Genomic DNA, 12,252 nt, shown 5'->3' on the forward strand with positions numbered 1-12,252 from the left:
CCTTACATCCGCATTAAGATTCCCGCATGCGCAAGAATGACGGCCGGGTTAAAAAACTTGCTAAAAAGATTGCTTTTGATCGCTCTTTTATTTTACTGCTCGTAAGGTAAGGTTTGTACGCGGTCGTCATTGCGAAGCCAATTTTTCATTGGATGAAGCAATCTTTTTATACTCTGCAATCACTTCGTACCTCAGCAATGCCGATATTATTTAGCACACTTACCTTTTTATACTTTCAGCCCCAGAGAAGTCAAGTTTTATCGGCTTAACTTTAATGATATTGAGACGCAAAGACCAAAAAATTAGAAATAACCCTAATTGATTTTAATTTATTTATTTGTTTCTCTCCATTTGTTAACGACTATATTTCCAATAACGATGACTAGAATTAAAATGAACAGGTCGGCAATGAAATATTTAGTTGAAAAACCAAAATCAGATGTAATAGAAGGGTTAGAAAATTTTCCTCCTGAATAGAGATAAAAATTAAAGGGAAAACCAATCTTAGTAAAACCGTCGGATGCTGCATTGTCCTGATAAGAAATAGCAGTTAACAATGCAAAAATCAGCAACATAATTATTGTGGGAATTAGTTTTAGCTTCATGTTAATTTAAATTTAGCTTTCCATTTCGATATGCATTTATTAACAGGTTAATCTGATCTCCTACCACTGTAGTAGAAGTTAAATCCGTATTATACTTGCTTCCACCAGAAAACATAATATTTGTGCTATCTTTTGTGTTTTGTTTAGCATGTGTCCAATATTGTCTTGAATCAGATCTTAATGTACTTTGATCATCTACATGTAACAACGAAAATGTATGTCCAAGTTCATGTGGAATGGTATTGTTATCTAACCCTTGAATGATATTGTTTACATAAGAAACGTTCAAACTTACAGTACTTCCACCAATATTATGCGCAAAGCCATACAAATTTTTCATTTCACCAATGTTATCCATTATTTGTATTAGGTGCTCGTTGTTCATTTTTTGATCAGGGTTTCTAACTATTCTATACTTCATAAAAAAAGAAACGTTCACTGTTTTCTTTATCGTTGAAAAGAATGTTTTGTAAGCAAAGCCATCTAAACCGCTATTTATAATTCGATTATGGTTATTGAATTTACTGATTGGGAAATTAATATACGTTTGGTAACTGATCTGATAAGACCTCTTTAATTGTGTTTCCATTACTGAAGCCAGCCTAAATAAATTTGTTACCTTATCTTTTGTCCTATCAAGGATAGCAACCTTAAGTTTTAGCCCCAGAGAAGTCAAGTTTTAAAAACTTGACTTCTCTTTTTTGCGATTTAGTTTTTGTAAACAAATAGAACTTACCTAGTTCAATTGCCTTAAAGCCTTACATCAGCATTAAGATTCCCGCATGCGCGAGAATGACGGCCGTGTTAAAAAACTTGCTCAAAGACTTGCTTCTGATCGCTCTTCTATTTTACTGCTCCTAAGGTAAGGTTTGTGGGCGATCGTCATTGCGAAGCCAATTTTTCATTGGATGAAGCAATCTTTTTATACTCAGCAATCACTTCGTCATTTCTTAACCTCTGTGCCGCCCAATGACGATTTTTTTATCAGAATCAGTCAATTTACTTTGAAACCTTCCTGCCGTGGGCAGCGGCAAAACAAAGTAAAATCTTACATTTTACCTTAAAGTATCATTCCCAAAAAAACAATTTTGTGAATAACTGGTTGTTTGCCATTCCTTTAATCAGTTATAATTGCGTTAAAACCATCGCTATACGTTGTAAACTAGGTTTTTAGTAGCGTTTTCACCTTAAATTGAGGATAAAATCCGTCATATATTATCAAATTGTAGCAGGATTTTAACCTTATCTTTCTTTTATTGGTTTTTTAGGGTTAATATCCTTACATTCAATTCGTAATCAACAAACCAACCTAACTAAACTAAATCATGAAAGTATTACCATTTACCATGCTTGTTCCCGATGACAAGAGTGTGATATCGGAACATATTGAACTGCCTTATTTTTATCAGTACCTGCACCGCCACGATGAATGGCAGATCACTTACATAGAAAAAGGGGAGGGCACATTAATCGCCGGTAACGATATGCACGCCTTCCGATCGGGAGATGTTTTCGTAATTGGTGCAAAGCTTCCTCATTTATTTAAAAGTAACCCCGAGTATTTTTCTGCAGATAACCACAAAACCATTAAAGCCTGTTCAGTTTACTTCAATCCCAATGGTATACTGGCTGCACTCTTTAACCTTCCTGAAATGAAAATGGCCAGTGCTTTTTTGGCGAAGAACAAACACGGCTTCAAAATTTCAAACGGTTTTACTAAAGATATCATCGCTAAAATTTTTAATGTGCACCATGCATCTGGTGTAGATGTACTGTTTAATTTTTTAAAATTGGTTAATGGCCTGCAAGATTTAAACGAGAATGTAGAATCGCTTTGCTCGGATATGTACTCATCTAACGTAACCGAAAATGAAGGGATGCGCTTGAGTAAAATCATCAATTTTATTACCGAAAATTACAACAACCAAATTTCTTTAGAGGATGTTGCAAATGCTGCTTTTATGACTCCGCAAGCCTTTTGCCGATATTTTAAGAAACATACAGGGCATACTTTCGTTTCGTTTTTAAATGAAGTAAGAATTAACGATGCCTGTAAAAGTCTGATTTCCGGAGAAAAAGCCGATTGCATATCTGGTGTAGCGTACAAAGCAGGTTTTAACAGCATCACCAATTTTAACCGGGTATTTAAAAGCATTATTGGCCAATCACCACGGGCATATATCGATACTTACAACAGCGTAAGCAGGGTAAGTTACGTGGGCGCATAAGTCACAATTTTAATTTCAAACCTAAAATAGCAAGCCGTTTTTTCAGATGGAGGCAACTCCTATTCGCCAAAATTTAACCGATCTCAAATGCAAAACAAGTCCCGTTTTTTTGCCCTTTTGTTAACCATAAGCCTATTATCAAGCACCCTTGCAATTGCCCAGCTGCCAAATGCAACGCTTTACGAACAAACCAGCGAAATGGGTACGCTCATTTTGGGTTACCAGAAGGACGTAGATGCCATTAACGATTTTTATTATCCATACGCTACGGGTGGTTTTTATGCCTACCCAATGACAACCTTTAAAAGCCCGGAACAACGGAAAAGACTCCAGGATATTAATAACGACTATTTACAAAAGTTAAAGGAAGCCCAGTTTGATACATTTAGTATTTATGGCAAGGTAGATTACATTTTGCTTAAAAAGGAGATCGAATCATCAGTTTGGTTACTCAATAAAGAAGAAACAGATTACAATGCACTGGCTAAGTATTTTACCTTCGCCGATTCCATTTATGCCCTCGAAAAACTAAGGCGCAGAGGAACCTATAAAGAAGGATCATTACTAGCTGCACAGATGAGTGAAACAGCAAAGCAAATTGATACGCTGAGTTTAAGTTTTAAAAAAGTGAGCAAGCTTAAGCCAGATCAACTTAAAATGGCTGCGGCAGTAACATTCAGTTTAAAACAACGCTTAAAAGGGTTTTATCAGTTTTATATGGATTACGAACCTGGTTTTACCTGGTGGGCACCCAAACCATACGAAAAGCTCGACCTTGCCTTAAACAACTACGCCAGGTTATTTGCTGATGGGCGTGATTCCATTCCGGCTGTAAAAACAGATAAACCTGAAATAAAAGGCACACCGATAGGCCGCCAAGAACTAATACGGCAGTTAAATGCCGAACTGATTCCTTATACCCCCGAACAACTGATTCAGCTTGCCGAAAAGGAGTTTAAGTATTGTGATGAAGAACTCTTAAAGGCATCAACCGCAATGGGCTATGGGAAAGACTGGAAAAAAGCGCAGGAAAAAATCAAAAACAGTTATGTTCCGCTAGGTAAACAAGCCGAGCTCATTGTGAAACTGCAGGATGATGCTTTAACTTTTATAAAAGCCAACGACCTCATTAGTATTCCTGCTTTGGCAGAAGAAACCTGGGGTATGGTAATGATGTCGGCCGAACGCCAGCTGGTTAATCCATTTTTTACCGGAGGTCGCGAAATCAGTATTTCTTACCCCACCAACGGCATGGGAGAAGATGATAAACTGATGAGTATGCGGGGAAACAATCCTTATTTTTCGAGAGGAACCGTACAGCACGAGTTATTGCCAGGGCACCATTATCAATATTTTATCAATAACCGCTATAAAAGCTACCGTGAATCGTTTAAAACCCCATTTAGTGTAGAGGGGTGGCCTTTATATTGGGAGCTTTTGCTTTACGATAAAGGTTTTGCCAAAACACCTGAAGAAAAAATGGGAATGTTGTTCTGGAGGATGCACCGCTGCGCCAGGATTCTGTTTTCGTTAAACTTTCATCTTGGCAAATGGACCCCGCAAGAATGTGTAGATTTCTTGATAAACCGTGTCGGACACGAACGTGCCAATGCCGAAGGCGAGGTACGAAGATCTTTCAAAGGCGATTATAGCCCCTTATACCAGGTAGCCTACCTTACAGGTGGTTTACAGCTTTTTGCACTCAAAAAAGAAATGGTTGATAGTGGTAAAATGAGCTTTAAAGCCTTTCATGATGCAGTGATCAAAGAAAATTTAATCCCTGTAGAAATGATCAGAGCAACATTAACCAACCAGCCTTTAACCCGCGACTTTACCACCACCTGGCATTTTTACGATCAACTTAAATAAACCAAACCAGATACAAACAAAACCACCAACAAACCAACCAGATGAAAAACCAGGAAACCACCCAGTTTAAACCCTCACTTAAATTGATGGATGCAACCATGCTTGTAGCCGGCAGTATGATCGGATCGGGTATTTTTATAGTAAGTGCAGATATTACCCGTAACGTTGGTAGCTCAGGCTGGCTCCTTGTAGTTTGGCTTATAACAGGTTTTATGACGCTTACCGCCGCGTTAAGTTATGGCGAATTGAGTGCCATGTTCCCTAAAGCAGGCGGGCAATACATTTATTTAAAAGAAGCATACAATCCGCTCATTAGCTTTTTATACGGATGGAGTTTTTTTACCGTGATTCAAACAGCAACAATAGCAGCTGTAGGCGTAGCTTTTGCCAAATTTACAGCCTACCTGGTGCCGGCATTAAATGAAGATCTTGTTGCAATTGATTTAGGTTTCTTTACCGTTTCTCCGGCACAATTATTAGCAATAGCAGTAATTATATTGCTTACCTACATCAACAACAGGGGGGTAAATGGAGGTAAATTAATTCAAACCACCTTTACAGTTGCCAAATTGCTGAGTTTATTCGGTTTAATTATGTTCGGGCTTTTCTTTCTTGATAAAGGAATCTGGAAAAGCAACTGGGAAAACATGTGGTCTTTAGGCCCCTTATCAGTTAATGGCAGTATTGGTTCTTATACCACTTTGGCAGCTTTCGGAGCCATTGCTGCGGCAATGGTAGGTTCTATTTTCAGTAGCGATTCATGGCACAATGTAACCTTTATCGCGGGGGAAATTAAAAATCCGGCACGCAACATCGGGTTAAGTTTAGCATTGGGAACAATTATAGTAACTGTACTTTACATCCTAACTAATGTAATGTATACCGGCGTACTTTCGCTGCACGATATTGCTTACGCCGATAAAGATCGTGTTGCGGTTTCTGCAGCCAACCATATTTTTGGCACAGCAGGCACCATTATCATTGCGCTGATGATTATGGTTTCTACCTTCGGCTGTAACAATGGCTTAATTATGGCCGGTGCAAGGGTGTATTATTCCATGGCTAAGGATGGACTCTTCTTTAAAAAAGTAGGCACATTAAATAAAAACGCTGTTCCGGGTTTTGGCCTGTGGATTCAGTGTGTTTTCGCCTGTTTGTGGTGCATTAGCGGTAAATACGGCGATCTGTTGGATATGATTTCTTTTGTGGTTGTGATGTTTTATATGCTTACCATATTTGGAATTTTTATCCTCCGTAAAAAACGGCCAGATGCCGAAAGGCCCTACAAAGCATTCGGATACCCTGTGCTGCCAATTATCTATATTATTATGGGTTTAGCCTTTTGTACCCTGCTGATTATATTTAAACCTAAATTTACCTGGCCGGGCCTGATTATTACCTTAATCGGTATCCCTGTTTATTACCTGATAAAAGGAAGCATTGCACGGCAGGATTCGAAAGTTAAAGCCGGTATCAGCGGTTAAAATATTAATGTTATCCATCAATATCTAAAAGGAATCTGCAAAAGCGTAGCACTATATTTACTGTAAAAAATCCATCATAATGATTCATCCCATCGTTAGAAAATCGCTTGTTTTCTTACTCTCGAGCTTAGCCTTTCTTCAGGCCAAAGCACAGCAGCAAACATTACGCCCCTATGCACCGGGTGCAGCCGAAGTCGCCAATGCTTATCAGCAATCAAATAAATTAGATACGGCACTGCGCAACATCCCAACCAATAACGATATTATCCCATTTTGGAAAAAAGATGGAACAGCCTTCTGGTATAAAAAGAACCTGCCAAACCGCACCTGGGAGTACAATTATGTAGATGCAGCAACAGGGAAAAGGAAAGCAGCATTCGATCACGATAAACTGGCGCAAAGCATCGAAAAAACAACCGGTAAAAAACAAAATCCATTAAAACTTCAGTTCACTGAGCTCTATTTTGGCGATGATGGTAACAAGGCCACAATTAAAATGCAGGATAAATGGTATCAGCTGAATTTAAATGATTACAGCTTAACCGATACAAAAGATACCAGTATTTACCGTTACAATGCTAAAAGACCTTTACAGCAAAGGCGCTCGCGTTGGCAAAGAAACCGCGAAGCTAGGAAATCGCCAGATGGTAAAAGTGAAATAATGATCCGTGGCGGCAATCTATTTGTGGTTGATCTGGCTACAAAAGTCGAAACGCAACTCAGCACCGATGGCAATGCCGATAAACCCTATGGCGAATATGCATGGGCACCTGATGGTAAAAATATTGTAGCTTATAAAATCGATCCTAAAGAGATCAAAAAAGTACATTACATCTTAAGTTCTGTTCCGGGTACCACCCGTGGCGAATTAAAATCGAGAGAATATGCACAACCGGGTGATGACTTTACGGCTTATCAACCCTATGTATTTAATGTAGCAAGCAAAAAATCAACTAAGGTAGATGCAGATCCGATTGATTTTTTTGGCGCACCAGAGTTGCACTGGCGTAATGGCAACAGCAGGTATTACAGTTACGAAAAAGTAGATCGCGGCCACCAGCGTTTCAGGGTTATCGAAGTAGATGTATTAACAGGGAAAACCAAAAATATTATCGACGAGAAAACAAAAACTTTTATTTACGAGAGCCGCATTTATACCCGTTACCTGCCTAAAACCAACGAAATGTTATACACCAGTGAGCAGGATGGCTGGCAACACCTTTACCTGGTAAATACCCTTAGTGGTAAGCAATCGTTAATTACCAAAGGAAATTATGTAGTAAGGGATATAGATAGTATAGATGTGGCAAAACGCCAGGTTTGGTTTAAAGCAAGTGGTATTAACGCAGGTGAAGACCCTTATTTTATCCATTACTACCGTATTGGTTTTGATGGTAAAGGTTTGGTAAATCTTACACCAGAAAAAGGAAACCATAGCCTGAGCTTTTCTCCTGACCGTAAATATTATTTAGATACCTATTCGCAGGTTAATGTGCCTCCGGTTACCGAATTAAGGTTAACAGCCACTACCAAAAAAGTAACTGAACTAGAACATGGTCAAAAGGATATTTACCTGGCAACAGGGGTTAAACTGCCCGAAGTTTTTGTAGCCAAAGCAAGGGATGGCGTAACTGATATTTGGGGCGTTGTGTGTTTCCCTTCAAAAATGGATATCAACAAAACTTATCCCGTTATCGAAAATATTTATGCCGGACCACAAGATAGCTTTGTACCTAAAAACTTTTTGCCGGCAAGCGAAATGCAAAGCATGGCCGAACTCGGCTTTATTGTAGTGCAAATAGATGGAATGGGTACGGCCAACCGATCTAAAGCTTTTCATGATGTATGTTGGAAAAATTTAGCCGATGCCGGATTGCCCGATCGGATACTATGGATGAAAGCGATGGCAAAAAAATATCCAAATGCAGACATTACCCGTGTTGGAGTTTATGGTACATCTGCAGGCGGACAAAACTCTACCGGTGCCTTGTTGTTTCACCCTGAGTTTTATAAAGCCGCCGTTTCTGCCTGTGGTTGTCACGATAACCGCATAGATAAACAATGGTGGAACGAACAATGGATGGGCTACCCCGTGGGGCCGCACTATGGAGAACAATCCAACATAACCAATGCAGCAAAATTGCAGGGTGATCTATTCCTGATTGTTGGCGAAGCTGATGAAAACGTACCGCCAGAATCTACCTACCGCCTGGCAGATGCATTGATTAAAGCCAATAAGGATTTCGATATCTTGAGTATTCCTGGCATGGGCCATAGCGATGGCGGAGTTTACGGGCGTAGGCGAAAACGCGATTTCTTTGTGAAACATTTATTAAATGCCGAACCACCAAACCCTAATGTTTCAAAATAAACTGCCAACTGAAAGCTTGTAACCGCAAATTGAAAACCGCATAGTGAGAACTGCCAACTAAAAATTGCAAGGGTTTATAAAATCATGAAGAAACTTGGTCAAACAATCATGTATGCAGTAAGTAATTGGCCATTTAAGCCATTAAAATACTTTTTGTTGTTCAGTATACAAATTGTGGCCAATTGCTTTCTTTTCGCACAAGATTATCGCCAGCCCAGTAATGGCAATCCAATTATACCTGGTTATTTTGCAGATCCTACGGTAAAAAAATTTGGAGATACCTATTACATTTATGCCACAACAGATGGCAATGGCGGCGGTTTTGGTCCGTCGCAGGTATGGATATCTAAAGATTTTGTGAACTGGCAATTACAGGATATGAACTGGCCCACAACCCATCACTATTGGGCACCAGATGTTACACAAGGTAACGATGGCCGGTATTACCTCTACTACTGTCAGCCGGTAGAAATTTTTGGTGCTTCTTCCAAAACACCTGTTGGTCCGTGGGTTTCGCTATTACCAAAAGGCAAGCCCATTGTTCCCAATTTTTTAGTGCCAAATGTAATTACGCTCGATGGGCAGACTTTTAAAGATGATGATGGCAAATATTATATGTATTGGGGCACCTGGGGCATCTATCCCAATCATGGGTGTGGTGTAGGGCTGCTAAATCCCGACATGAAATCGTTTAGTAAACTTGCTCAAATACCCAATACTGTAGCAAAAGATTTTTTTGAGGCACCCTTTATGTTTAAAAGAAAAGGGATTTATTATTTAACCTATTCTTCTGGCTATTGCGAAGATGGTTCTTACCGCGTTCAGTATGTAATGAGCAAAACCGGACCTATGGGGCCGTTTGTATTTGGGAAAAATAATCCCATACTTACAACCAGTGCAGATGGTACTGTGCATGGCCCGGGGCACGAATCTGTTTTGCAGCAAGGTGATGATTTTTACATGGTTTACCACCGCCATAATAACCCACATGCAGGAGGCGGATACCACAGGCAAGTTGCAGCAGATAAAATGGAATTTGATGAAGCGGGCGACATTAAAGCACTTGTACCTGGCCATACTGGAGTTGGTTTTTTAGGTAAAAATGTAAATCCGCATCCAAACCTGGCACTGGGCGCAAAAGTAAAAGGCTCTTCATTTTATAGTGATGATTTTAAAGTAGCTTATGCAGTTGATGATAACAATGGTACACTTTGGAAAGCCAAAAACAATATTGGTCCTGCTACATTGGAAATAGACCTGGGAAGTGTAAAACCGGTTAAAAGTATTCATACACAATTTGAATATGCAACCTGGTATTACCAGTATCAGATTGATTACTCCATTGATCATAAAACATGGCAGAGTTATGCCGATAGAAGTAAAAATACCCGGCACGGCAGTCCGATGGTTGATTTTAAGTCGGTAAAAGCCCGTTACATCAAATTAAAAATATTAGAAACCGAATACCCGGGTTTAAATAAAGCACTGTGGAACATTAAAATTTTCGATAACGACGATTACAAACCTGCCACAGTTACTGTTGTTAAAAAACCTGAGGATTTAAATCGCTACCATCCACAGGGTTTATTGGTTGATTTAGATGCGAATAACTTTAAAACTGGAGAAACTGTTCACCAATGGCAAAATAAGGGAAAGTTAAAAGGCAGTTTTTCAGCTTTGCTTCGCAATCCGGTTACCGCCATTATAGCGGGTAAAAAAGCGGTTTTATTTGAATCGAAGTCCGGAATGAAATCAAGCTTCGTTGCACCACCATCATTAAAAGGAAACAGTAGTTTTAGTGTGGCCATGTGGGTATACAACCCTGATATTGCTCCTGAAGAACCTGTTTTAGCCTGGACAGCCCGAGGTGGGGTAGATCTTACAAATGCTGCAATCGGATATGGCTCACATCCAAAGTGGGGGGCTGCTTCGCATTGGGGATGGCCAGATATGAAGTACAATAACCTGCCTGCAGCGGGCAAATGGCACCATATTGCACTCACTTTTGATGGTACAATGGAACGTTTGTTTGTAGATGGAAAGTTAGACCACGAAGAAAGAAAAATGCTCTTTATCGATCGGTTAAGTAATTTCTTCCTTGGGGTAAATGAAGATAATATTGCTGGTTTTTCTGGTGCACTGGCCAATTTAAAGTTGTATGATATACCTTTGGGTGCAGGAGAAATAGCGCGCATGGCCAAAGCAGAAACCAATAGCCATGCTGCCGTTTACCTAAATGCTGCAAGCCTAGAAGATGGACCGGTAACCGGTTGGAAAAATGAAGGATATGCACTTGGTAACTTAATAAGCAATGGCACAAAGGCGGTTGTTGGGGTTACAAATGGTTTAATGCGTGTTACTTTGCAAAAAGATAATCAACTGCAATTTAATGGAAGCGGCACATTACCCCTTAATTTTTCTAAGCCATTCTCATTTGTGCTGCAAACCTTGGCAAATCGAAATGGTAATATTTATTTAAACTTAGGCCAAATCTCCGGTATGATAAAACTCATCGGGCAAGAAAAATGGAGCAATGTAACGGGTGTTTATGACGGAAAATCTTTCAAACTTTACATAGACGGATCTGCTCAGAAGAAAATCAACCTTATTAAAAATCCAAATAACCAATGCTACATTAAAGCAGAAGGAACTGATATTGCAATAGGCGGTTTTTATGTATACGACTACGCATTTGCGCCCCTGGAGGTAAAAAAGCAGTATGATGATTGGAAATTAAATTTCAACCACCGTAGCAAAGCCAGCTTTAGTGAGCAGCCTCAGGCTGTTTCGCCTACAATGATCAGTATGGCAGCTGCACCTGTTACATTACCTGGTAGCCTTATTCAGTACCAGTTTACCGAAAACCAAAGTAAACGTAAAAGTAGCTGGTTAAATGAAACCGACTACATCGATTATGATGTTGCCAAGGATGGAAAATATAGCTATACCGTGCAGGCCAGAGATCATTTAGGTAACGTGAGCGAAAGCACACTTTCGGGGCAGGTGAGTACCGATATTAATTTGTTCGAGATCAATAAAGATAAATCGGCATTAGCTTATGACTTTAAAAATAAAACAATTTCATCAACCTTTTGGGATGGACTGATGGGTGAGGTTGATCAGGCCGTAAAAGAAAACGAAACCATTAAAATTTCCTCTACCAAAACCTTTTGGGATGGAGCTAAACCAATGGGGCCGTTTCTGTTCAAAAATGTTCAGGGTAATTTTATTGCTGAAGTAAAAATTGAAGACATGAGCGGCCTGAAAGAAAAAAAAGCAAATGGAGCCAATGATGTAGGGTTAATGGTTAGATTGGATAAGGATAATACCTTAATCCAAAATAGCGTAATGTTGGGTTGGAATATCGGTAATATAACTACAAATTTAAATCAAAATGGCCGCAAACAGGAGAACAATGCATCAGGCTTTAACTTTTTTCCATATTTACAGATCCAAAGAAAAGGGGATGTGTTTTACCTTCGGGCCAGCAATGATGGTAAAAACTGGAAAGAATTACCGGGTAGCCCCATTAATTGGCAGGGTATAAATAATGGTACCGTTCAGGTTGGCCTTTACCAGGCTACTTACGGAGAAAATAGTGGTTATGGTACGTTTAGTAATTTTAGCGTGATAAAGCAGAAATAAGGAATACATTTTAAATTTTACCTGATTTTTTTTCTATTTTTCGCTTCTAA

7 protein-coding genes are annotated in these 12,252 nt (G+C 39.4%); 5 read left to right on the forward strand and 2 right to left on the reverse strand.

Features of this window, described 5'->3' with window-relative positions; translation table 11 throughout:
* Nucleotides 1-329 precede the first annotated feature (329 nt).
* The gene (locus tag ASE74_RS03950; RefSeq protein ID WP_055904485.1) at nucleotides 330-605 is read right to left on the reverse strand and encodes a hypothetical protein; all 276 of its coding nucleotides are present in this window, start codon (nucleotides 603-605) and stop codon (nucleotides 330-332) included.
* Nucleotide 606: 1 nt separating this feature from the next.
* Entirely contained in the window at nucleotides 607-1,194 is a 588-nt protein-coding gene (locus ASE74_RS03955; protein ID WP_162235786.1) for a hypothetical protein, read from the reverse strand.
* 736 nt (nucleotides 1,195-1,930) lie between these two features.
* On the opposite strand from ASE74_RS03955, the gene ASE74_RS03960 reads away from it, so the two are divergent.
* From ASE74_RS03960 to ASE74_RS03980, 5 genes are all read left to right on the forward strand, one after another.
* On the forward strand, nucleotides 1,931-2,833 hold the full coding sequence (locus ASE74_RS03960) for an AraC family transcriptional regulator (protein ID WP_055904491.1): 903 nt from the start codon (nucleotides 1,931-1,933) through the stop codon (nucleotides 2,831-2,833).
* 87 nt (nucleotides 2,834-2,920) lie between these two features.
* Nucleotides 2,921-4,702, forward strand: a complete 1,782-nt coding sequence (locus tag ASE74_RS03965; RefSeq protein ID WP_055904494.1) for a DUF885 family protein — start codon at nucleotides 2,921-2,923, stop codon at nucleotides 4,700-4,702.
* A 41-nt stretch (nucleotides 4,703-4,743) separates the two neighbouring features.
* On the forward strand, nucleotides 4,744-6,186 hold the full coding sequence (locus ASE74_RS03970; protein ID WP_055904497.1) for an APC family permease: 1,443 nt from the start codon (nucleotides 4,744-4,746) through the stop codon (nucleotides 6,184-6,186).
* A gap of 79 nt (nucleotides 6,187-6,265) precedes the next feature.
* On the forward strand, nucleotides 6,266-8,557 hold the full coding sequence (locus ASE74_RS03975; RefSeq protein WP_055904500.1) for a S9 family peptidase: 2,292 nt from the start codon (nucleotides 6,266-6,268) through the stop codon (nucleotides 8,555-8,557).
* An 84-nt stretch (nucleotides 8,558-8,641) separates the two neighbouring features.
* Complete coding sequence (locus tag ASE74_RS03980; RefSeq protein WP_055904503.1) at nucleotides 8,642-12,202, forward strand: family 43 glycosylhydrolase; 3,561 nt, start codon at nucleotides 8,642-8,644, stop codon at nucleotides 12,200-12,202.
* Nucleotides 12,203-12,252 lie beyond the last annotated feature (50 nt).

This window comes from Pedobacter sp. Leaf216, from assembly GCF_001421515.1.
GTDB lineage: Bacteria > Bacteroidota > Bacteroidia > Sphingobacteriales > Sphingobacteriaceae > Pedobacter.

Coding starts and splice junctions, on each gene's coding strand:
- ASE74_RS03965 (WP_055904494.1), top strand. CDS start 2,921: ATGCAAAACAAGTCCCGTTTTTTTGCCCTTTTGTTAACCATAAGCCTA.
- ASE74_RS03955 (WP_162235786.1), bottom strand. CDS start 1,194: ATGGAAACACAATTAAAGAGGTCTTATCAGATCAGTTACCAAACGTAT.
- ASE74_RS03950 (WP_055904485.1), bottom strand. CDS start 605: ATGAAGCTAAAACTAATTCCCACAATAATTATGTTGCTGATTTTTGCA.
- ASE74_RS03980 (WP_055904503.1), top strand. CDS start 8,642: ATGAAGAAACTTGGTCAAACAATCATGTATGCAGTAAGTAATTGGCCA.
- ASE74_RS03975 (WP_055904500.1), top strand. CDS start 6,266: ATGATTCATCCCATCGTTAGAAAATCGCTTGTTTTCTTACTCTCGAGC.
- ASE74_RS03960 (WP_055904491.1), top strand. CDS start 1,931: ATGAAAGTATTACCATTTACCATGCTTGTTCCCGATGACAAGAGTGTG.
- ASE74_RS03970 (WP_055904497.1), top strand. CDS start 4,744: ATGAAAAACCAGGAAACCACCCAGTTTAAACCCTCACTTAAATTGATG.